This is a genomic window from Paenibacillus sp. Marseille-Q4541, assembly GCF_018310695.1.
GTDB lineage: Bacteria > Bacillota > Bacilli > Paenibacillales > Paenibacillaceae > Paenibacillus.
This window is the reverse complement of sequence record NZ_JAGXCY010000007.1, coordinates 196,657-219,253: the sequence shown is the minus strand read 5'-3', so window position 1 is coordinate 219,253 and position 22,597 is coordinate 196,657. Positions and strand designations below refer to the sequence as shown.

General features: G+C 43.8%; 24 protein-coding genes, 1 pseudogene and 1 riboswitch. Of the genes and pseudogenes, 6 read left to right on the top strand and 19 right to left on the bottom strand.

Annotated elements, in window-relative coordinates:
- Positions 1–182: 182 nt before the first annotated feature.
- From KFT32_RS11195 to KFT32_RS11135, 13 genes are all read right to left on the bottom strand, one after another.
- On the bottom strand, positions 183–1,499 hold the full coding sequence (locus KFT32_RS11195; RefSeq protein WP_211747267.1) for an ABC transporter permease: 1,317 nt from the start codon (positions 1,497–1,499) through the stop codon (positions 183–185).
- Positions 1,492–2,394 (bottom strand): ABC transporter ATP-binding protein, encoded by a 903-nt coding sequence (locus tag KFT32_RS11190; protein WP_211747266.1) that lies wholly within the window; start codon positions 2,392–2,394, stop codon positions 1,492–1,494. Before KFT32_RS11190 ends, KFT32_RS11195 begins: the two co-directional genes overlap by 8 nt.
- Positions 2,391–3,317: an ATP-binding cassette domain-containing protein gene (locus tag KFT32_RS11185; protein ID WP_211747265.1), complete on the bottom strand. Its 927-nt coding sequence runs from the start codon at positions 3,315–3,317 to the stop codon at positions 2,391–2,393. The genes KFT32_RS11190 and KFT32_RS11185 overlap by 4 nt, the downstream gene beginning before the upstream one ends.
- A gap of 2 nt (positions 3,318–3,319) precedes the next feature.
- Positions 3,320–3,721, bottom strand: coding sequence for a GntR family transcriptional regulator (locus tag KFT32_RS11180; protein WP_211747264.1), 402 nt, complete (start codon positions 3,719–3,721; stop codon positions 3,320–3,322).
- Between the two features lie 40 nt (positions 3,722–3,761).
- The gene (locus KFT32_RS11175; RefSeq protein WP_211747263.1) at positions 3,762–4,493 is read right to left on the bottom strand and encodes a hypothetical protein; all 732 of its coding nucleotides are present in this window, start codon (positions 4,491–4,493) and stop codon (positions 3,762–3,764) included.
- A 309-nt stretch (positions 4,494–4,802) separates the two neighbouring features.
- Positions 4,803–5,267 (bottom strand): DUF420 domain-containing protein, encoded by a 465-nt coding sequence (locus KFT32_RS11170; protein ID WP_211747262.1) that lies wholly within the window; start codon positions 5,265–5,267, stop codon positions 4,803–4,805.
- Between the two features lie 52 nt (positions 5,268–5,319).
- The gene (gene ctaG / locus KFT32_RS11165) at positions 5,320–6,231 is read right to left on the bottom strand and encodes a cytochrome c oxidase assembly factor CtaG (protein ID WP_211747261.1); all 912 of its coding nucleotides are present in this window, start codon (positions 6,229–6,231) and stop codon (positions 5,320–5,322) included.
- A gap of 92 nt (positions 6,232–6,323) precedes the next feature.
- Positions 6,324–6,644 (bottom strand): cytochrome C oxidase subunit IV family protein, encoded by a 321-nt coding sequence (locus KFT32_RS11160; protein ID WP_211747260.1) that lies wholly within the window; start codon positions 6,642–6,644, stop codon positions 6,324–6,326.
- 3 nt (positions 6,645–6,647) lie between these two features.
- Entirely contained in the window at positions 6,648–7,274 is a 627-nt protein-coding gene (locus KFT32_RS11155) for a cytochrome (ubi)quinol oxidase subunit III (protein WP_211747259.1), read from the bottom strand.
- Positions 7,271–9,121 carry a cytochrome c oxidase subunit I gene (gene ctaD / locus KFT32_RS11150; protein ID WP_211747293.1) on the bottom strand — a complete coding sequence of 617 codons (1,851 nt, stop codon included), beginning with the start codon at positions 9,119–9,121 and terminating at the stop codon, positions 7,271–7,273. Before ctaD ends, KFT32_RS11155 begins: the two co-directional genes overlap by 4 nt.
- Positions 9,122–9,177: 56 nt before the next feature.
- The gene (gene coxB / locus KFT32_RS11145) at positions 9,178–10,263 is read right to left on the bottom strand and encodes a cytochrome c oxidase subunit II (RefSeq protein WP_211747258.1); all 1,086 of its coding nucleotides are present in this window, start codon (positions 10,261–10,263) and stop codon (positions 9,178–9,180) included.
- Positions 10,264–10,762: 499 nt separating this feature from the next.
- The gene (map, locus tag KFT32_RS11140; RefSeq protein WP_211747257.1) at positions 10,763–11,512 is read right to left on the bottom strand and encodes a type I methionyl aminopeptidase; all 750 of its coding nucleotides are present in this window, start codon (positions 11,510–11,512) and stop codon (positions 10,763–10,765) included.
- Between the two features lie 163 nt (positions 11,513–11,675).
- Positions 11,676–11,864, bottom strand: coding sequence for a hypothetical protein (locus KFT32_RS11135; protein ID WP_047911489.1), 189 nt, complete (start codon positions 11,862–11,864; stop codon positions 11,676–11,678).
- A gap of 405 nt (positions 11,865–12,269) precedes the next feature.
- Here KFT32_RS11135 and KFT32_RS11130 point away from each other — a divergent pair, with 405 nt between their 5' ends.
- Complete coding sequence (locus KFT32_RS11130) at positions 12,270–12,554, top strand: transposase (RefSeq protein WP_211747256.1); 285 nt, start codon at positions 12,270–12,272, stop codon at positions 12,552–12,554.
- Positions 12,555–12,758: 204 nt separating this feature from the next.
- Here the strand turns inward: KFT32_RS11130 and KFT32_RS11125 are convergent.
- Positions 12,759–12,878 (bottom strand): annotated as a pseudogene (locus KFT32_RS11125) (RNA polymerase factor sigma-54); the annotation flags it as partial.
- A 178-nt stretch (positions 12,879–13,056) separates the two neighbouring features.
- Here KFT32_RS11125 and KFT32_RS11120 point away from each other — a divergent pair.
- A complete protein-coding gene (locus KFT32_RS11120) occupies positions 13,057–13,395 on the top strand; it encodes a DUF4870 domain-containing protein (RefSeq protein ID WP_211747255.1) in 339 nt (112 codons plus the stop codon).
- A 122-nt stretch (positions 13,396–13,517) separates the two neighbouring features.
- Here the strand turns inward: KFT32_RS11120 and KFT32_RS11115 are convergent, their stop codons facing one another.
- Together KFT32_RS11115 and KFT32_RS11110 are read right to left on the bottom strand one after the other, a co-directional pair.
- A complete protein-coding gene (locus KFT32_RS11115; protein WP_211747254.1) occupies positions 13,518–14,855 on the bottom strand; it encodes a nucleobase:cation symporter-2 family protein in 1,338 nt (445 codons plus the stop codon).
- Positions 14,855–15,442 carry a xanthine phosphoribosyltransferase gene (locus tag KFT32_RS11110; RefSeq protein WP_211747253.1) on the bottom strand — a complete coding sequence of 196 codons (588 nt, stop codon included), beginning with the start codon at positions 15,440–15,442 and terminating at the stop codon, positions 14,855–14,857. The genes KFT32_RS11115 and KFT32_RS11110 overlap by 1 nt, the downstream gene beginning before the upstream one ends.
- 190 nt (positions 15,443–15,632) lie before the next feature.
- Positions 15,633–15,733, bottom strand: a riboswitch (purine riboswitch).
- Positions 15,734–15,937: 204 nt separating this feature from the next.
- On the opposite strand from KFT32_RS11110, the gene mscL reads away from it, so the two are divergent.
- Entirely contained in the window at positions 15,938–16,435 is a 498-nt protein-coding gene (mscL, locus tag KFT32_RS11105) for a large conductance mechanosensitive channel protein MscL (protein ID WP_211747252.1), read from the top strand.
- Here mscL and KFT32_RS11100 read toward each other — a convergent pair.
- The gene (locus KFT32_RS11100) at positions 16,432–16,737 is read right to left on the bottom strand and encodes a hypothetical protein (RefSeq protein ID WP_211747251.1); all 306 of its coding nucleotides are present in this window, start codon (positions 16,735–16,737) and stop codon (positions 16,432–16,434) included. The genes mscL and KFT32_RS11100 overlap by 4 nt on opposite strands.
- Before the next feature lie 138 nt (positions 16,738–16,875).
- Between KFT32_RS11100 and KFT32_RS11095 the strand changes: the two genes are divergently transcribed.
- Positions 16,876–17,511 (top strand): NUDIX hydrolase, encoded by a 636-nt coding sequence (locus KFT32_RS11095; protein WP_211747250.1) that lies wholly within the window; start codon positions 16,876–16,878, stop codon positions 17,509–17,511.
- A gap of 83 nt (positions 17,512–17,594) precedes the next feature.
- Here KFT32_RS11095 and KFT32_RS11090 read toward each other — a convergent pair whose 3' ends face one another.
- Positions 17,595–18,380 carry a TrmB family transcriptional regulator gene (locus KFT32_RS11090; protein WP_211747249.1) on the bottom strand — a complete coding sequence of 262 codons (786 nt, stop codon included), beginning with the start codon at positions 18,378–18,380 and terminating at the stop codon, positions 17,595–17,597.
- A 111-nt stretch (positions 18,381–18,491) separates the two neighbouring features.
- Complete coding sequence (locus tag KFT32_RS11085; protein WP_211747248.1) at positions 18,492–19,250, bottom strand: zinc ribbon domain-containing protein; 759 nt, start codon at positions 19,248–19,250, stop codon at positions 18,492–18,494.
- A gap of 324 nt (positions 19,251–19,574) precedes the next feature.
- Between KFT32_RS11085 and KFT32_RS11080 the strand changes: the two genes are divergently transcribed.
- Together KFT32_RS11080 and KFT32_RS11075 are read left to right on the top strand one after the other, a co-directional pair.
- Entirely contained in the window at positions 19,575–21,929 is a 2,355-nt protein-coding gene (locus KFT32_RS11080) for a UvrD-helicase domain-containing protein (RefSeq protein WP_211747247.1), read from the top strand.
- 128 nt (positions 21,930–22,057) lie between these two features.
- A complete protein-coding gene (locus KFT32_RS11075) occupies positions 22,058–22,414 on the top strand; it encodes a hypothetical protein (RefSeq protein ID WP_211747246.1) in 357 nt (118 codons plus the stop codon).
- The last annotated feature ends 183 nt before the right edge of the window (positions 22,415–22,597 follow it).

Here is a 22,597-nt window from a genome sequence, read left to right as displayed (position 1 = left end):
GATCGTTCTTATGTAAAATCATTCTTCTTATAAATCTATGCACTACTCCGATGACTCTTCTATCTTCTAAATTCAAACAACTTTATATTTACTTGTTATTTGAATTTAGAAGAATCTTCAAGAGTGCGATATATATAATGAATTGATTGAATTATTGATTGATTGATGATGACTACAACTAATTACATTTTAAAAGCCTTCATCGCCTTACGAAGTTCCTTAATACTCGGACGCTTACCATACATTAGTACACCAGTACGATAAATCTTCGCTGACAACCATCCGAAGACAAAGATCGATACAATAAGAATGACTAACGATATCCAAATCTGCCACGCTGCGATCTCACCCATACCCACTCGTAAAATCATGACCGTTGGAGAAGTGAACGGAACATAACTTGCTATTTTGACAAGCAGACTATTCGGCGTCCCCATGCTAAAGATCCCGATATAGAACGCAGCCAGAGACAGCATCGTCATCGGCGTAAGCGCCTGACCCAAATCTTCTGTACGGCTGACGATGGAACCAATCGCAGCGAATAGTACCGCATACAAGAAGTAACCGAAAATATAGAATAGCAGTCCATAAACAAGGACATCTAAATTAAGCAAAGACAGATCAATGTCCATAGAACTTAACATTTCTTTGTTATGAGGTAGCATCAGATTGGCGAAGATCGTAAGTCCAAAGATCCCAATCTGTGTCAAACTCAGCAGGAAAATACCGATGATTTTACCGAACATCTGCGTAAGTGGAGACACGCTGGTGATAAGAATCTCCATGATACGGGAACTCTTCTCTGCTGTAATCTCAGAAGCAATCATATTCCCTGTCATAATGGTAGAGAAGAAGAACAGAATCATAAGGACATATACAAATACGTAATTTACACCTGCTGCAGCCGGATCATCTTCACTGGAAGCAGTTCCTGTGCCTTCTCCGAGGTTAATTTCCTTGGTTACAAGAGAAACCGGAGCACTTATATCAAGTATTTGTTGATCTGTGAGCAAGTTCTGTGCAATCACATTTGTTTTTGCATTTTGAATCGCCATTTGCAGCGTCGTTTGCACTTCGGAAGATACATCCCCATCCGGAGAATAATAGGTAGCGATAGGTGATACCGAACCTTCCATATTCTGAAGTGTCACATAGCCGTCAATAACCCCATTATCTACATCTTGGTTTAGCTTTGATTCGTCTGCTGACTCATAGGATATGAGCTTAAATGTAGGATTCAAAAGACCGTCATTGTAAAGCTTTAATTCATCCCCTATTTCCTGCTGCTCTGGGTCCGCTACCACAAGACCAATAGCTGGAACATCTGCACCTGGAGCACCACTGCTTTCTTTATCTCCTCCACTAAAAGAGCTGATGATATAGGGAAGGTTCATGCCGATTGTCATCAGAATGACGAGAATGAGTGTCGTTACTTTAAAAGCTTTCGTCTTGGCCTTCTGCTTGTAGGTAAATCCGATAATCGTCCCGAGTTTATTCATGTCCTGTTCCTACCTCCTTGATAAAGATTTGGTTCAATGTAGGTTCTTTGATCTCAAAATGCTCCACGGTCGCTGTTTGTAGCGCCTTTTGCAGAACACGTTGGGCCGCATCCGGGGAACTAATCGTAATAAGATAACCCCGTTCCATTCGTTCTACTTTGGAAACACCAGAAATCGCTTCAAGACCACTTACTTCTTCCGATGTTATAAGACGTACATGCTCGCGTGGATACCTTGTCTTGATCTCCTGAATGCTTCCTTCCACCACCGTATTTGAACGATGCAGAATCGTAATATTTTTACACAATTCCTCGACATGCTCCATTCGGTGTGTGGAGAACAAGATAGAAGTACCTTCATTCCGCATTTCTTTTACTGTAGATTTGAGCAACTCTACATTAACCGGATCAAGACCACTGAATGCTTCATCCAAGATTAGAATTTGCGGGCGGTGTACTACCGCTGCGATGAACCCCATTTTCTGCTGATTCCCTTTGGAGAGCTCTTCAATTCGTTTGTCATAATATTCAGGCACTTCAAATTTCTCAAGCCAGTATTTCAGACTATCATCTGCATCCTTTGCTGACATGCCGCGCAGACGTCCCAAGTAGTTGATCTGTTCGCTTACTTTTACTTTCGGATACATCCCGCGTTCTTCCGGTAAATATCCCATTAACTGCTGCAATTCGGGACTAAATTCTTTTCCGTTATATCTGATCTGCCCCCCATCAGGATAAATGAGACCAAGAACCATACGCATCGTCGTAGTTTTTCCAGCGCCATTGGCACCAAGTAATCCGTAGATTTCTCCTTCTTCTACAGACAGGGTTACTCCATTCACAGCGGTTTTGTCTCCATATTGCTTCATTACATGGTTCAGTTCAAGTCGATTCATTCGATATTCTCCCCCTTTTTCATTTCCCAGCCTGCAGGTCCATGACCTTGAATCCAGTACATTAACACTTCGTCGAGTTCTAGTACTCTTGCCTTTAGCGGTAGGATTCCCGACTCCTCAAGTACTTCAAGGACATCTCCTGCACGCGTTGTTACAATACTACGGATACGTTCACTTTCTTCTGACCATTCCACAACACCTGGCAAATGGGCCGGTTTAATATCCCCTTCGTACCAGATCTCTCGCCAGCTATCCAGCAAAAGATCCTTTTCCACCATGCCAAGCGTCTGTCCCTTATACATCAGGATAATGTAATCGGCCAGCTTTTTAACCTCATCCACGATATGCGTCGCAATAATAATGGTGGTATTCCCTTGTTGCATGAATAACTGTAGTTCCGTTATCATCTGTTTCCACGAGAAGGGGTCTAGCCCAGAAGATGGCTCATCCAAAATAAGCAGTTTGGGCCGAACCGCAAGCGCAGCCGCAATTTCGAACTTTCGCCGTTCCCCCTTAGACATTTTCTTTAATCGGGTCGTGCGGGGAACTTCAAACTTCGTTAGTAACTCTTCAAAAAGATCTGTATCCCAATTCGGATACCAGAATGCCCGAAATGCAGCCGCTTCTTCTACGGTGAGTCTATCTTCCTCAGGGCTTGAATACTCGGTAACCCAGCCTATTCTTTCACGAACGGAAGTTGGAAGCTCTTCCTTATCATACTGTTCACCAAACCATATAATGTGTCCTGATTCAGGCAGCACGACCTTCTGGAGCATACTGAGGAGCGTAGTTTTTCCTGAACCGTTTGGCCCGACGATTGCATATATATATCCTGCCAGCAGCTCCAAATGAATGGGACCGATCGTCTTGTCTTTTCGTGATTTATATACGCCTTTCATGGAGATTACTAACTCTTCTGTCATCCCTATCCCTCCTCCTTCTCCTCGTAGATTTCGGTAATCACTTCAGAGAACCAGCGTTCCAGATCTTCTCGTGAGCTACCAACGGATATGCCTACTTTAGCCGCCTGAATTAGCGCCTGCCTTACTGCAGATTGTTTATAATTGTCCCTTTTTTCTATCCCTACCTGGGCAACAAAGGTCCCTGTACCTTGCTTGGTACGAAGTAATCCCTCATTCTCCAAATCCTGATATACTCTTCGGACGGTAATGACACTACAACTGAGATCACCCGCAAATTCCCGAATGGAAGGCAATAATGTCCCCTCCTTGATTTGGCCTGTAATAATAAGAGAACGTAATTGACTCTCAATTTGGTGATATAAGGGCTCAGCGCTATTCTCATTGATCTGTATAGGTATATTCACGGGATGCGCCCCCCTTTGCCTTGATAATTCATTGATTTTATTAGCTCAAGTCGCGTCTTAACAGTTGTCTCTTAACCATTTGGAAGACCAGTGCCATCATGAGGATTCCAGCTAGGATCATGATCCACATCCCTGGAGCAAGTAGTCCCCACTGTTTGCTGTGATCTACCGTGAACTGAATCAAGTTCCAATCCAGAATGGCTGTTACGATGGTACACAAGATGATTACAAATAGACCTAACATGCTAAAAATAAAATAAACTTTCCCTCTCACTAAGAATTCCCAGTAGATGAAAAATGAGTTCAAGATAACTCCATATCCAATCCATAGTAGTGCGAAGGCTAGAACCTGATCCAACCGAAAATGTTCTGCCCGAAGTACAAGAAAATAGATCACGGTAAAAAAGAAAACACTGTTCACCACAAAAGTAATCAACATTTGAAATATGCGGTTCCACAGAATGGTTACTGCCGGAATTGGCAGTCTTCTCATATACGATAACATCTGCGTATACGAATCATCTTGTAAATAACGGAATGACCTTCTCGATAAAAAAAAGCCTAGATACGGAACAAAAAATAAGAACATATTGTCTGAAACCACCGTATGTATCTTATCTTCTACGGTTCTTGTTCCGATACCAGAAATGAAACTACCACTAATTGCAGCGGTGTATAGCGTAAAAAGGATCGTCCATATCCAATTCAGCCGATCTCTCTTCAGTTCACTTTTGGCCACCCACCAAGCCTGTTTCCAACCTCTTGAAGTCATGATGTGAATCCCTCCATCAAACTAGGTGTGATTACTGTATATATCTTTATACACAGTATACAAACCAAAACTTATCCATGTCAACTTCTTTTTCCAATAAAAAACAAATATCCCATCTCGCGTTCTTTGAGCGGAGTTGCCGGGCAAGCAAATTGCGTTGTGTCTACCGTCGATACTCTCAATTAGAACCATGTCTCTGATTGCAAACATAAAAAAAGGGGACTCTTGTCCCCTTTTCATTTGCTTCTATTATTCAATTAGTTAATTACCAATTAGCTAAACCTTTCACCCTATAAATCTTTAAGCTCATTAAGCGCCTATAATAACTTCCCACACTGGTTTGGTATGTCCTCCCGGATATAACACGTACAGCAGAGTATACACAATAACACCTGTTATTGCCGTAAAAAACCAGATCATGGACGTTACTCTTCCAAGTCGTCTATGTTTCGCATACTTTGCTTTGAAACCCCAGACGAGCGTTGTAATTCCAAAAACAGCGGCTACAGTAGCCATCACGATGTGGAAAATTAGGAAAACTTGATAGAATGTTTTCAAATGATCCGGTCCACCCCAAGCTGTATTTCCAACGATGACGGTTCGTGACATGTAGATAATGAAGAACAAAATAGCCGCCCAGGCACCTGCAAGCATCATTTTCTTATGCGCCTCTCGTTTCCCCTGGATAATCAGTACCCAGCCAATCCCCACGAGTACGGCACTAATCACGATAAAAGCCGTACTCAGTGTCGGTAGCCAAAAATATAAATCCATATTCCTTCCCCCTTGTGTCCTTCATGCTGGAGACTTTTATGATGACTTCAAGTTATCCTTCAGATTTACCTGATACAGATGCAGTTGGCATGATATCTTCCTCTTCACGCTGTTCTTTCTTGTACCACTGAAAAAAGACGTATGCGAGCATAATGCCAAAAATAACTTCCTGGATCATCTTCATAATAACCCCGCCTACTTGTTGATCCTGCTGTGCATTTGGTAACAAATTGAAGTAAGACGGTCCCCCGAACGTTTGCAGCAATACCGCAGGATCACCTGAGAAACAATAGCCCATGGCAGCGACCCAAACATTCGGATTGCTGTACGTCTCATAAAGCGGTTCCGTAGCAAAAATAATGAGTCCGCAAGCAGGCGTAAGCAGTACCATGTTCAGAAAAATAAACCCGATTTTGGCTAGGCCTGATCCTCTGTCTCGTTCAGGTACGGGATGCACAAGTGATCCCCACATGAGTATCGAAGCAATGAACAGTACGATGTAATAAAGCCGATGAACCGTAAAGTTCAGCATGACGTAGTCATGTACAACCGGAATATGATAGATCGAAAATAATCCGTTAAATACGAGTGCCGCAACAATCGGTTTTGCCAAAAAAGAAAACCATTGTAGTGGCTTATAGTCCAGTACTTTTCTCCAGACCCAAGCCGGAATCCCTCTCATCAGAAGCGGCGGAGCTACGATGTACGATAACGCCATACTGATCATATGAAAGGTAAACATGGTGTGTCCAAGAAAACTAATGGGTCCTCCTTGCGCCATATAGAGAATGAATATGCCGCTGACGAACATGAACTTTTGCCAGTTGGTCGCTTTCTCACTCCTAGGTACACGATCTGCAAGTGGTCCTACCAGAACAAAATAAAGAGCAATAAGTATGAGCATGAAGGCCAAAAACAAAGGGCTCCATAAATCCTCAAAACTGAAATACTGTAAACCGAGCATATTTTCCCTCCTGCCTTACATCATGACAGTAAATAAATGGCTTTATGAAAATGAGAAAAAGCGGCGAAAAGATTCGCCGCCTTCTACTGTACTTACCACCATACCCAAAGTAACGCGGTAATAATGGCCGTAAAGGCCACGAAAAATCCGAATGCCAGAAAGAGAATGGGAATAAAATGTCCTTTGTCCTTCATGTGCATCCAGTAAGCCAGTTGGATAATAACCTGCAGTATCGCCATGGTAAGCAAAAGAATGACGGTAAAGGAGTTGTTAACTCCTCCTGCAGCAACAGCTCCAAAGGCAATCAGTGTTAAGACAATGGAGAAAATAAAGGCGACCACATGCTTTTGCGGCCCTTCCGGGCGGTGGCGATGCTTGACGCTGTCATTGCCAGCCTGATCATGACTTGCCATGGATTAAACCACCTTTCCCAGCAGATAAACGACCGTAAAGATGAACACCCAGACCACATCGATAAAGTGCCAGTAAATTGCGGACACATATATCTTTGGTGCGGTTACGACCGTTAATCCTTTTTTGTACAGCTGTCCAATTAGCATGCCAATCCAAGCTATACCAAACGCTACGTGAGCCCCGTGGAACCCAACGAGTGTAAAGAAGGCGGAACTAAACGCACTGGTCGTCATACCGAAGTTTTTGTGTACCACATATTCGTAAAACTCATAAATCTCTAAACCAAGGAAACCAAGTCCAAGGACTACAGTGACGATAAGCCAAAGGATAAGCTTCTTAACGTTATGTTTGTGCATCGCTTGAATCGCGAAAACGCTCGTTAAACTACTGACTAATAGGATAAATGTTGCTGCTGCCACGAGGGGCAGATGGAACAGTTCATTTGCTGTTGGTCCCTCTACTGTCTGATTACGCAGTGCAAGGAAGGTAGCAAACAATGTACCAAACAGTACCGATTCTCCTCCAAGGAAAAGCCAGAAACCTAGTACCTTGTTGCGGCCCTCCAGTGTTGCTTTTTCAGGCTCGTGAGGCAGCTGACCGTTTACAGCTTCTGTATGTGGTGCACTCATACTTTTGCCCCCTTATCTTCCAGTTCCTCCGGATCAATATGCCATCCATGGTCATCGAACAAGGAACGTGCTGCCATTGAACCGAACGTAACGACAAGACCGATAATAACAACGATATAGTTGTTGAACATGAAGTTCATAAATCCGTTGCCAAAATCATCGTTCGAGAACATCAGACCCAAACCTGCAATAAATATCCCTACTGACATCAGGAATGGAAGTGGTGTTGCAGAAGGCATATGAATAGGACCGATCGGCTCTGCCGGTGTCATTTCTGTATTGCCTGCCATTTTTTCTTTCCACCATGCATCGATACCACGCACCAGCGGAATTTGCGTAAAGTTGTGTTCCGGAGGCGGAGATGGAATAGACCATTCCAATGTACGACCGTCTTCCCAAGGATCGTTAGGTGCATCAGCTGGTTTTCTAGAAGTAATCACCACATTGATCAGGAACAAAATAACGCCAACACCCATCAGGAACGCACCGATGGTACTGATATAGTTCAGTTCGTCAAATCCTTGATTTGGCGCATAGGTTGCAACCCGGCGCTGCATTCCCAAGAGACCGAGGAAATGCTGCACGAAGAATGTAAGATGGAATCCAATAATGAAGAACCAGAATGTAATCTTGCCGAGCGTCTCGTTAAGAAGACGTCCAAACATTTTTGGCCACCAGTAGTGGAGGCCCGAGAAGATCCCCAGAACGAGACCACCCACAATAACATAGTGAAAGTGTGCTACAACGAAATATGTATCATGGAACTGGAAGTCTGCAGGCGCTGATGCAAGCATTACACCCGTCACCCCACCCATTACAAAAGTAGGTATAAAACCGATCGCATACAAGTTTGCTGTTGTAAAGCGGATCTGTCCTCCCCACATCGTAAACAGCCAGTTAAATATCTTAATTCCGGTTGGCACAGCAATCAACATGGTTGAAATGGAAAACAATGCATTAGCAATGGTGCCCAGCCCTGTTGTAAACATATGATGCGCCCATACCATGAATCCAAGGAACGCAATCAGGATCGTTGCAAATACCATGGAGCTGTAGCCAAACAATCTTTTTCTAGAGAAGGTAGGAATAACTTCTGAAATAATACCGAACGCCGGCAATATCAGGATATACACCTCTGGATGACCGAAGATCCAGAAAATATGTTGCCATAATACGGGGTTACCGCCACCTTCTACACTGAAGAAGTTAGCACCCAGAATCCGGTCAAAAGTAAGTAGGACAAGTCCTACTGTAATCGCTGGAAAAGCAAAAAGGATGATAGCAGATGTAATAAATGTAGTCCAAGCAAACATCGGCATCCGCATGAAGGACATACCTGGTGCACGCATCGTAATAATCGTAGCGAGGAAGTTAATCCCCCCGATCAGCGTACCCAAACCGGCAATCTGCAGCCCAATGGTATAAAAATCAACCCCATGAGTTTCACTATAGGCTGAACTTGCCAGCGGCACATAGGAAGTCCATCCCGCATCCGGGGCACCGCCCATCACCCAGCTCAGATTCAGCAGGATTCCTCCGAAGAGAAAGGTCCAGAAACCTAGTGCATTAAGGAATGGAAACGCTACGTCCCGAGCCCCAATTTGGAGAGGAATGACTGCATTCATAAAAGCAAAGATGATCGGCATGACACCTAGGAAGATCATCGTCGTACCATGCATTGTGATTAGTTCGTTAAATACCTGTGTAGAAACTAGCGTGTTGTATGGTTCCATCAGCTGGATACGGATCAGGATCGCTTCAATACCGCCGATACCAAAAAACAGTGCGCCTGCTACTAAATAAAGTACTGCAATTTTCTTGTGGTCTACCGTCGTAATCCAATCCATCAGTCCGGTATGCCGTTTAACCGTATGAGCGTGAGCCAACGTTGTGTACCTCCTTCTCAATCCGCGCTGTTCGTTTCATAATCAAGCTTGTAGCCCGCCAAGTATTCAGCAATTGCATCAACTTCATCTGTAGTTAGTCCCAGTTCGCTTGGGTCAGGCATCTGATTTCCTGGCTTAACCTTCTGCGGATTATGAAGCCACTCTTTGAGGTTATCCTCTACAGAAGCTCCCTCCTGGCCTTCACGTTCGTTCAGAAGCATACTGGCTACAGACTCTCTGCTGCCGATTCCTGTCAAATTCGGGCCAACTGCAATCCCTTGATCTCCGACAGCATGGCAAGAGAGGCAAGCGGATTTGAATTTCTCTGCTAGCTGTGCATCTTCTGGAAGCACTGCTGGTGCTTTCATAGAAGCAACCCATTTGTCGAACTCGTCAGGGCTTACCGATTTCACTTTAAATTCCATGAAAGCATGAGATGCACCGCATAACTCTGCGCACTTACCTCGGTAAACGCCTTCATTCGGTGCAGAGAAATGAAATTTGTTCGTAGTCCCTTTCTTGTCTTCATCCCCTGCAAAGTTCGTATCCATCTTACCGGATAGGGATGGGACCCAGAAGGAGTGAACTACATCACTACTGTTAAGAACAAATGAAATGGTCTTGTCGGTTGGAATAATAAGATCTTGTGCGGTCGTCACACCCAGATCAGGATAACTGAATTCCCACCAATACTGATGAGCAGTTACTTTTACCTGAAGGGCATTTTCGTCTTTGGTGTAGTCTTTACCTAATGCGGAGAGCTGTTGAACAGTAGGAACGGCCAATACAATAACAAGGATGAGTGGAATCACAGTCCAGATAACCTCAAGCTTGAAATTTCCTTCTACTTGTTCTGGAACTTCGGTCTGCCCTTTTTTACGTCTGAACTTGACCAATACGTAGGCTGCAATCGCAAAAACCACGAGCAGTACAACGATCATGATCGTAATGGCAAGTTTCATCAAATCAAGTTGACCTTGCGCTACAGGACCTTGCGGGTTCATTACAGATAAATCCTCTCGACCACAAGCGGACAACAACAATAAAGAGAATGCTGTCAGTAAAAGGAGGATTCGTTTTCCGTACTGCCACCTTTTCATCACCTATCTACCCCACTTTTCCCATTTTCGCTGATTACCATCTGGTTCCAAAAAGCGAGTATTCTACCTGCTCTAGTACCTTTGTTGTAATCCTGTAAATTAATACAATCACTTATTAAATATAAGTTGACGTCAACTTTTTGTCAATCTTTAGACACATGTTCACAAATTGTTCACGAAGTCAAAAAAACCGCGTCACTGCCCTATTTGTTAACGATTCCATCTCTGAATAAACAGGGGTTTGTCCATGGTTTTCTTCCAATTTACGGATAAAACGGGAGAATTCGAGCAGTTTCACCAACTCCTCATTTTATGTAGTTTAGTGCAAATTAATCGAGATGAAAGCTAGTATAATTTTATAGAGTCTACTCCCTATCCTCTGCTATGATGCGCTTTTATCTTCCAACTAATTTGTAATTCTATCCATCATTTACCACAAAAAAAAAGAAAACCCGCTTCTATACAGAGCGGGATTCCTCTGATTTTTCATTAGATAGATATACTAGCTAGTTAGTAGCACCGGTCCATCCCTAGTAATTGCTACCGTGTGCTCATACTGTGCTCCAATACTTCCATCCGCGGATCTCACCGTCCATCCGTCATCTTCCCAATACACAGCACCGGTTCTTCCCATCGTCAATACCGGCTCTACCGTAATAACCATTCCCTCAACGAGCTTTATTCCTGTCCCTTTCTGCCCATAAGGAAACACATCCGGCTGCTCATGCATTAATTGCCCAATTCCATGACCGACAAGAGGTTTAACAATCCCGTATCGCCACATTTTTACCGTTCTTTCGATGGCATTCCCAATGTCTCCCACTGTGTTTCCAGATACAGCCTCTGCAATTCCCGTAAACATAGCCTTCTCGGTCCGGCGAAGAAAACGATTTGTTTTGGAATCAATTTTCCCTATAGGATAGGTCCATGCGGAGTCAGCAAGCCACCCATCCTTGTTAACAACCATGTCAATGGTGACGACGTCCCCAGATTGGAGTAGCTTTTCGTTGGGAAAGCCGTGGCATACGATATCATTTACAGATGCACAAGTGGCATAAGGATATCCCCTATACCCTTTTTGCTCTGGGGTAGCTCCTTTCTTTGCCAAAAAAGTCTCTACGAATTCATCAATCTCCTTTGTCGTAACCCCTGGTGCCAGCTTCTTCTCAATCTCAGTGTGGCATGCCTTCAGGATTCGTCCGGCCTCACGCATGTACCCGATTTCTTCTTTCGTTTTCAGTTTTACAGACATATGGCCGCCCCCTCCACATTCATGGCTACCTCTCCATGTATATGCAAAGGAGAACGCAAAAAAAACCGCCTCTCTGTTTCTATACAAGACAGATGGCGGTTCTATAAAAATCAAAGCAATATAATCAGCATTTACAACTCGAGTGTTGCACAAAAAAAGCGAATCAGGAGACTGAGGAATTCAGTCTGGTTAGTTCGCGCTCTACAACGAGCGTCAGTTCCTCTTCATACCCTCCTGTTATCCGGTATTTTTTCACATACTCCTTCACGAATTTTTTAGGATCCTTCGGCCTGAAAATCCGGGTCATCTCCCGCAAACTTTCTTTGACCTCATTATGACCTTTTGTTGCCATGATAACTCCCTCCCAAAACGTTGAAAGTGAATGCTCCGTTTAGAGAATGCGAAAAAAAAGATCTAAAGTGATACCATGAAGAAGTGTGCTCAGCAATATTCAGCTTTAGGCCGGGAACTCCTGCGAATAGAGGTACCTGACACTATAAATACCCGATATGATTCCTTTTGAATCACACTTCTATTGTATCATATTCAAAGCAGACGTACAGCTTTACAAAATCAAAAAAGTAATTTCTTTACATTTTTTTACCAAAGTTCGATTTTCCGCCCTGATCTGTTCTGAATTGCTTTTATTATCTCTTTAACCGGGGATAGTTATGCCTGAATCGGGTTATGTTAAAAGCCAGAAGCCTGAAGCTTCATGAAATAATGGTAACTATATCCTTAAGGAGGCACTTCATCTATGAACGGAAACGACAAGGAGATGCTCCCGATATCCAAAGAAACGGTTGAGGTTGACGGAGTATATACGAATGAACGAGGACTCACAGAACATCTTCACAGAGGCCAACATTTCCCTTCAGATCCAACCCTAGGGTCTACAGAGTGGGAACTTACGGAGTTTACATTCGAGAATCACCATGAAGGCATAACTGACCCAAGATTGGTTCCCAAGGAAAATGATACTGACAAACAAGGAAAGATCACGAATCCAAGACGCCAGCGCCAAGGTGGAGACCCTTCCTAAAATTTCATCCTTTTCAGGTATAGAAAAGAGTACACAAAACAGCGATTCTCTTCTATGAGAGTCGCTTCTTCACTTTTTTATAAGTCTTGAACAAAGATATATTGATCGATTTCAGAAGGAGTTGCAGAAGCTATTTCCAGTTATCAATCATATCAGCCAACCACTGTTTTGCCTTCAGATCTGAGATCTCCTCTAAGGCATATGTACATAATCCCCATTCACCGCCCGGCTTACTGTAGATTCCTGAATTGCTAGTTCGTCCGCAACTTCCTTCATGGTCATCGGCTTGAGGTATTGTTTATTCACACTCAGCTGATCCCGAATCCTCTAAGGCTGCTCGGTTTTCACATGTCCAAGCTACCAAAAGTTCAGTTTAATCACCTGATGGTTTCGTACTCGGGGACCCTGTCCGAAAACAACTAATTTTTAAGCATTCTTGTTCAAATATTGAATCCTGAGTCATATGCTAATTTATAGTGTTGGACAAAGGGAGGAGAAAACGATGTCCCCATTCAAATCTTCTACAGGTATTGATGAGAATATCGCTGGTGCTGTTTGCTACCTGTTTACTTTTATAGGGGCAATTGTAATGCTGGCGCTTGAGAAACGCAGCCGATTTGTCATGTTCCATGCCCTGCAATCATTGTTCGCCTTTGGCTTTATTGTAGTGGGACACATTCTGTGCGGGCTTATCCCCTTGTTTGGTCCCCTGCTCGCTGCTCTACTATCCCTTCTCGGATTTGCGATATGGATTGTCATGTTAATAGCTACACTCCAAGGGAAATGGCTGAAGTTGCCTCTTGTGGGGGACCTTGCAGATAAACAAATGCGTAAGCTGTAAAGAAACACAATAATGGTACTTCTTTAACTAAATCTCTCTATCAGACCACTTAGTTAATGAAACAAAAAAAAGCCAAGTACATGACCTGTACTTGGCTTTCTTATTGCACAATATAACAGAACCTAAGCCGCTTTTTCGTCAGAAGGAATAGACTTCTGATCCATTCTCGCCGGACCCAGTCCGTTAAAGATGAGGTTTAACAAAATAGCTGTGAAGCTACCTACCACAATTCCGTTGTTTAATAGGATACCTACTTCTTCCGGAAGCTGGGCGAACAGATTTGGAACGACGGTGACTCCAAGACCCATTCCTACAGAACAAGCAATAATTAGTAAGTTTTCGTAGCGGTTAAAATCTACCTGATCTGCTAGCATACGAATACCGGAAGAGACAACCATTCCGAAGAGGGCCACTGTAGCACCTCCCAAGACAGCAGGTGGAATCATCTGAGCCGTTGCAGCGATTTTCGGTACAAACCCGATCAGAATAAGTAAACCACCCGCAACAGCGATGACATCACGTGTCTTAACACGGCTCATTTGCAGAAGGCCAACGTTCTGCGAGTAAGTTGTGTAAGGGAATGAATTAAATATTCCGCCGATCACAATAGCCAGACCCTCTGCACGGTATCCACGGGACAAGTCTTTGGAATCCAAATCCTTATCTAGAATTTTACCCAACGCCATAAATACACCTGTAGATTCCGCGATACTAACGATAGCCACGAGGATCATCGTAAGAATCGCAGACAAGTTAAAGGTCGGTACTCCAAAGTGGAACGGCTGAGGCGCACGAAACCAGCTTGCTGAAAGCATCGGCGACAAATCTACCTTACCAAAGAAACTTGCTACAAATGTCCCGACGACAAGGCCGAGCAGAATAGAAATGGATTGCAGGAAGCCCTTTGTGAATCGATTCATAAGAATAATAAAAATAAGAACACCAAATCCGAGACACAAATTTAATATACTTCCAAAGTCCTCTTTTCCTTGACCGCCCCCGAGATCGTTCAAGGCTACAGGAATCAAGGTCAGACCAATGATGGTTACTACAGAACCCGTTACAACAGGAGGGAAGAACCGAATTAACTTACCAAAAAATCCGCCAAAAATGATAACAAAAAGTCCAGATGCGATAATCGCGCCATAGATGGCTGACATACCGAAGTTTTGTCCGATTAGAATCATAGGAGCTACAGCCTGGAATGCACAACCGAGCATAACCGGAAGGCCAATCCCAAAATATTTGCCTCCCCAGACCTGTAGCAAAGTTGCGAGACCACATGCTAGAAGATCAATTGCAATCAGATAGGTCAGTTCCGAAGGGGATAAGCCCAGTGCTTCACCCACAATGAGAGGAACAATGACAGCCCCGGCATACATAGCCAAGACGTGCTGAACCCCAAGGGAAAAAGTTTTCGCAGGATGACGACGACGGTCAAAAATCCGTTCCCGGGCCATTAGATTTCAACCTCTTCATCTGCAAATGTAACTTCACCATTCTCAAGCGCCGCAAGACGAACAAGTGACTCTACACGGTACCCTTTCTCTTTTAGAAGTCTTCCACCAGGCTGGAATGCCTTCTCAATGACAATTCCAATGCCAACCACTTCTGCTCCTACTTGCTCCACGATACGGGCGAGTCCAAAAGCCGCTTCTCCGTTAGCTAGGAAGTCATCGATAATGAGTACGCGGTCTCCAGGCTTCATGAATTTTTTAGCCACCGTAATGTCATTGGATTCCTGCTTAGTGAAGGAATAAACCTTCTCAACGAGTATATCTTCACGGAGTGTCAGTGACTTTTGCTTACGAGCAAAGATAAGTGGTACTTCAAGTTCAAGTGCCGTCATGATGCCAGGTGCAATCCCTGAAGACTCAATCGTCAACACACGCGTAATTTCTTCTCCTGCGAATCTTCTTGTAAACTCACGGCCAACCTCTTTCATAAGTACCGGATCCATCTGATGATTTAAGAAAGAATCCACCTTAAGTACCTGATTTGACAATACGATTCCTTCATTCAATACCTTTTCTTTTAACAATTTCATAACCTGTTCCTCCTCATGCTATCGTTCTTTGTTATCCGTAAACGCAAAAAGTCCCTTCTCTTCTACCGGTACATCCGGTAAAAAAGTAAGGGAGAAGAACATAGGTTTCCTATGAAAACAAAGAATGAATCTCCTATTATCGTCAAAGCAGGTAGCAACGCGAGAAAGGAATCTACTTCGTTTCATCATCACCTTATATTTATTCTCCCGTAGTCCGATCATTTGCGGTGATCAGGTAGAGACATGCTAGCCTATTCCAGCACATATACGAGATAACTTAAATGTATAATAGTAAATAATGTAAGCCGTCTCTTTATCTACCTGGATTCAGGTATAGACAGCCCGTGTAAGGTCAACGGTAGAAGTATAACGAATTGATACTGCAAAAGAAAGTGTTATTTTCAGTAAATTTTTCAAAGACAAGCTTTTCAAAAGGGGATACCGAATGATTAAATAGTTTATAAGAAAATAAATTTGATGTTGGGAGCGTAATTAATGAAAGGAATATTGAATGAATTCAAAGAATTTGCTGTAAAGGGCAACGTGGTTGATCTAGCCGTCGGTGTCATTATCGGGGGGGCTTTTGGCAAAATCGTAACCTCCTTTGTTAATGACATTTTGATGCCCCCGATCGGACTCATTCTCGGAAATCGAAGCTTTGAACAACTGTTCCTACCCTTGGAGAAGGGGATATTCGCAAGTGGGGGAAGCCAGTATACAACACTCCCAGAGGCAGAAGCAGCGGGAATTCCCGTACTGCGATATGGTCAGTTCATTAATGTCATTCTGGATTTTGTCATTGTGGCTTTCTGTATTTTTATGTTCGTCAAGGGTATTAACCGCCTTAAACGAAAAGAAGAAAAACCCGAGCCGAAGAAAACGACGCGGGCCTGTCCCTATTGTCTATCCGATATACCGCTTGAAGCAACGCGTTGCTCGCACTGCACCTCTCACGTAGAACCCGTGACGGATGAAGAGAAAGCAAGGGCTTAAAGACCCGGCGACCTAGGAAGTAAGTTCTCCAGGATTTGTTTAAGATTCGCATCTTCCCTGTAGACTTCTTCCCCGGTATCGAGTTCCGTAACACGAATTCGGGTATAGGGTGCATCCGGACTTACCGGTTTAAAAGTAAGATCATCTTGGTTTTCTACGATGACGTCAAAACCTATCTTTTTAAACATTGGGATTAATTGTTCGGTAGAAGGTTCCTTATTGTCTCCAATTAGGATGAGGCCCCTCAGTGACTTAGGCTCTTCATTTTTGTAGATAACTTGAAAACGAACGATGCATTCCATCCTTATCTCCCCCTTATCTCTGTAAACTTATATAATAGCTATATTTCCCTAAAATGAATGTGATCATGCTAACAGAAAAACAATCTAATTCATAGTATGGATTTCGTTGTTTTTAAGCAAACTGGAGGTACCCAACGTATGTCAACTGAAGAGCAGTTTGATATTTACAATCCGGAAGGTGAATGGATCGGCACAGCTCCGCGTTCCGAGGTCCACGCAAGCGGATATTGGCATAAATCTTTTCACTGCTGGCTTGTTCGCGATACAAATGATGACCGAATGGTGCTATTTCAAAAACGGGTGTCCAGCAAGGATACTTTCCCTTCTTGTTTTGACATTACGGCGGCCGGACACCTCTCCGCTGGAGAAACACTGGAAGATGCCTCAAGAGAACTTGAGGAAGAACTCGGACTTGTCGTTTCCTATTCACAGCTCACCCCTCTGCTTGAAGTGAAAGAAGAGTTACATGGTGAGGTTCACGGAGTTCCTTTCCTAGACCGTGAAATTAGTAACGTATTTGGTCTCAACAGTTCTCTTCCATTACATGAATACCGCCTGCAGCATAGTGAAGTCCAAGGACTCTATGAGGCCCCTCTCTCGGAGATGCTTGACTTGTTCCAAGGAAAAGTGAAGGAAGTGCAGACAATCGGTATTCAAAGTCTGGGCGAAGGGAAGGCCTCCGAACTTTTTGCAGAAACCATTAAAGCCGAACAATTTGTATCCAGGCCGTTCAGCTACTATGTGTCAATATTCGAGAAACTGAAGGAACTGTAATGTAACTTCATCATGAATGATACAAATAGGTGAAAAGCCCTTCTTTATCCTATCGGATAGAACAGAAGGGCTTTTTATAATGTTTATACATATTTGTTCCATACATGTTCATAATGCGGACCATATCTTACGCCGATCTCCTGACCGAGATCTTGTTCCAGTTCATATATAATGAGTTCCTGGGCAAAATATCCGAGCAAAAGCCGAATCATAACCGGGTGTTCTGTTACAAGACCAAGTGTACCAACGTGATCCCCACGGCTCCCGAGCAGGCTCCATTTCCGATCGATAACAAATGAAAATTTACGACCTTCAGAAAGGGATTGCGTTTCTTCATCTGTGATAGGCTGCCAATGAATAAAAGGACTGGGTTCTACATTTCCTGCATCGCAGGACCACAAAAGCCGAACCCCTCTCTCTTCCGCTTCCTTTAATTCATCATGGAATAGAGATGCTTCATCCGCACACAGATCAATAATAATCTCATGTTTTGCTCTAGCAATTTCTTTGGCCAGTGTCTCCATGACCTGTCCGTCTCCTTGCAAAGTAACAAAATCAGGACGACGGGTCCTTTGCATTGGCATGGTCTGTTCAACGTATTGAAGCGAATCTCTTACATGATTAGAAATCATATGTGTGAATTCTTCCGGTGGAAGCATGGTGTACCTCGCAGGTTCACCATCACTGCAATGAAGAAATCCGCGGGCATGCAGGCGCTGCAGCACTGCGTACACATTAGAGCGGGATGCCCCGAGTCGTTTGGACACTTCGTATCCGGAAGATGCCCCTTCCTGTGACAAGTGAACCATAATCTTTGATTCCATCTCCGTAAAACCGAGATTTCTGAGGTGCTGCAGCAACTGGTCCATTTCGACTGTCCTCCCATGCTGTTCAGGAACCTTGATGCTTGTTGTTTCCATAAGCAATAAGTAATCTATCGTTTCTTTCGTAATGTCCGTAGATTTGTCATCTTGGACAGACTAGATCTGCTCCGCTCCGCAATGTGGGCACCACTTCGAGCCCTTCGGCAGCTCTGCCGCACAAATCTGACATTTCACGGTCTCGCGTGGAAGTTCGGACTCCACTGACGTGCCTTGATTCTGATTATTCTCTTTCCAGTACCTTATACGCTCATCCAGTTCCTGCTGCCTTTCGCTTTCACGCTGCATCTCTTCCTGGCGTCTGCGCTCCCACTCTGCATCAAACTCTTCTTTTTCTTCTGGCAAGAAATCTCCTAGATCGTAATCCTCAGTAGGAATTTCTTCCTCCGACAAAAGCAGGTCTGGAAATAAATCTTCTTCCTCTTCTTCCCGCATTTCTTCATCAGCAGAAGTTGCCGCTGCTTCCGGTTTCGCTTGTGCGTGGGAAATAGGAGCTGTTTGCTCCGTACCCGTGAGCGCGCGACCGCATTTAGGACAGAAATTAGCGTCCAGATCTGAAACATGACCACAGACACAAACTCGTTCATTTCTGAGCAGTGCAATCTTCTCACGCAGTTCATCAATTTCATCCTGAAGTGTGTCACACTCCGCGGAAAGTTCCATCATTTTTTCTTCAGCTAAGGACATATCCTGTGCACGGTATCCTTCGTAGAAAATGCGACCCATTTCTGTATAATGTACGGACATGTCATGCTTGATGTTCGCAATTTGCGAATTGATTTTGTTAATCTCTACAGCATGCTGCGCCTTCTCAGTCGCACGGCCTGCCCCGTCTTTAATTCGTTGTAAAAAGTTCATGCGATAAATTCCTCCTCATTCCATGTAACAAGCTGCAACGATATACTTTATTAGTATTGCAACTTAAAGCTTTCAGTACCTTATTACAACAATAACACCCTAGGCTAAACTTTACCGTCAAATTATACCGTATGCTTCGCTTGAATTGATAGTTTCGGTATAATAGAGAACAGTTTGTTACATGCAGACGATGAACAATCCTTATGTAATCCTTTGAGTTTATCAATCATCAGATGTTTTTACGACTCTATCATACCAAATTTACAACCCTCTTGTGAAAAGGGCAATGTTTTACTTTGATTTTAGATGAGGTGTACACCATTTATGTATAGCACAAATCCTATTTTTTATCCTCGCCCTCTTGGGGTCCCCTCGAATGCTAGACTTCCCGAGGCCAAAGAAGCGCCGGATAAAACAAGTATTGAACTCGTACGTAATTCAGAACCCGATGCCGGATACTTTCGTTCGTTGGAAGAAGCAGGTATCCTTCTGAATGGTCCGCAAATCAAGGCCGTAAGACATGGAGAAGGACCTTTGTTAACCCTTGCAGGTGCCGGATGCGGTAAGACGACCGTACTCGCTGCGAGAGCAGGTTACCTAATTCAAGTTCGAAACGTTCCGGCAGGCAGTATTTTGCTCGTTACTTTTACAAGCAAAGCTGCCTCCGAGATGAAATCACGTATTTCTACACTGCCAGGAATCCGTTCTGCCACTGCACGCGCGGTACAAGCGAGAACATTCCACTCCTTTGCCCTGATGCTGCTACGTCACTATGGAATAACGGAAGATATTTTTGGTGAGACGAGAGCTCAACATACTGTTATTAAAATGATTCAGCGCAAGCATGGCTTAAGTGACGCTTTTCAACCGGAAAGCCTGCTCTCTTCTCTCTCCTCGTGGAAGATGGAAGGAAAACGAACCGAAGATCTCCCAGACACGTCACAGGAAGAAAGAGACGTTAAACAGATTCTTACAGGTTATGAAGCGTGGAAAAAAGAGCGCCACAAGATGGACTTTGATGACATTTTACTGCGAGCCGCAGAACTGTTATCCGACCCTGCCATTCTCCGTCCGCTACAAAGGCGGTTTCAATATATAATGGTGGATGAATTTCAAGATACCAACAGCCTCCAATATGAAATTGTACGTAAACTTGCCGCTTCCCATCGTAACCTCATGGTCGTTGGCGATGATGATCAAACGATCTATACCTTTAATGGTGCCAAACAGGAATCTATTCTAGATTTTGATAAAGTGTATCCTGGGGCTTCCGTCGTTACGCTTGATATCAATTACCGATCCGACTCACGAATTCTCGGGCTTGGCACAGAGATCGTTCGTTATAACAAGAAGCGTCGATACAAGAAATTGGTCTCTGCAGGGAAACCCGGATACCAGCCGATGTTCGCTACCCCTTCCGGAGCGGAAGAAGAAGCTGCCATTGTTGTTAGTCATATTCAGGAGATTATCGAAGCTGGGCAAACATCGTATCAGGATATAGCCATCTTGCACCGGACTGCGAGTAGCAGCCGGGCTATTTTTGAGCAATTGGTATTAAAGGACATCCCTTTTGTACAATATGGAGCTGCACCGGTATTCTATGATCAAACCCTGGTGAAACCGCTGATGGATCACCTAAGGTTATCTCTTCATCCACGTAATTTTGATGCTATCCCAAGTACGCTTGGACCTTTATATATATCGCGTGAAGCAGGTCTTCAATACTTGGCAGAACAAGAGAAGCAGCAATCCAAAAAATATCCGCTCATTCATTTTTCGAGATGGGAGCGGCTGAAACCTTTTCAACAGGAACAGGTCAAAGAACGAATTAAGCTGATCAAGCAATTGCAGACGATGACACCGCTGGCTGCCATTCAGGAAATGCGCAGGCAGTTCTATGACTCGTACCTAGAGAGTGGCGATCCGACCATCTATACTCACTATAAAGAAACGATCATGGAGACGCTGGATGAGCTTGAGGCCTCTGTGAAACGGTTTGAAACGGTGGAGAGTTTTGTCACCTTTGCTGATGAACTGTCTAGAAGACATAAGGAAATGGAAGCACTCCAGGCGGCCAATGAAGATGCTGTGCAGCTCATGACGATCCACCGGGCCAAAGGTCTTGAGTTCCCTTGCGTCTATTGGATTGGTGCAAGTGAAGGCATCCTGCCTCATAGTTCGGCCTTGACCAAAGAGGTCCCTGAAGATCGGAAAGCGGCTTTGGTAGGGGCTTCTACGAACGAAGTCGACGAAGCTTTGCTTGAAGAGGAGCGCAGGCTTGCTTATGTCGCGGTAACACGTGCCAAGCAGCAATTGTTCATTACCTCACCATCAAGTCAGCACGGCAAGCCAGCTCCCGTATCTCGATTTTTGCTCGAAGCCTTCGGGGTGAAAGATACGGGACATAAGAAACAAAGTGCAAAAGATCGTCTGAATACAGATAAAGACCGATTCCATTCAAAAATAAAGGTGCAAAGCAGCACCTCTACCAGTACAAAAGGGAAGCCACAACGGATGGAAACTGTCCCGGTATGGGCATGTACGTCAAACAGCTGTCCTGCTTGGATTCGGCAGCATACCGGAAAAGCCAAGGATGAACCGCCAGCCTGCCCGCTCTGTAAATCCAAAATGAAAAAATCGATGCGGGAAGTCCCTGCTTTGCCAAGGCATCTTAAGTAAACTGTCCGTCAGCAAACATGATTTTGATACCTCTATGAGTGGTTCAAGATGATTCATTTTCCATCTTATAAGTGTATTAAACAGGTAAATCATCTTTTATCTGGATAATCACTATAGGAGGGTAAAACATGGACACCTATTACGTTTCCATTACACAACAGCTCATTCATCAGGAACCAACGGAAGCAAATGACTATGAGGTACAGCTGAATCAAGATGAGCTTTCCCGGATGCAAGATTTAATGTCGTCGATTGGAAATGAAGACGAATATACATTTAAGCGTACTCCGGTACCATATAAATCAGCTGATCATGATGATGCCAACGAAAAGTTTACGGACCGAATCCAGGAACTGTACCAGCTCATATATGACAACGGAACCGAAAAAACGCGTGAGACCATTCGTGAGCAAAGAGTTCTCACCAAGCTAGATCATACCGATTATGACAACAAGGGATATGAGAATTCCCCACTTAACAAGTAGCTTTTATAAACAAAAAAGTCCGATTCACGATTATGAATCGGACTTTTTCATGTTCCTGCAAAAATAACCTGACATGAATCCACAATCGGTTCTATTCCCTATTTTCTCGTAATAATTAAAAGTAACCGCTTTAAGCTGACACTAGCGATCGCATCTTCGTTATACCAGTGATTTTTGCTGTAT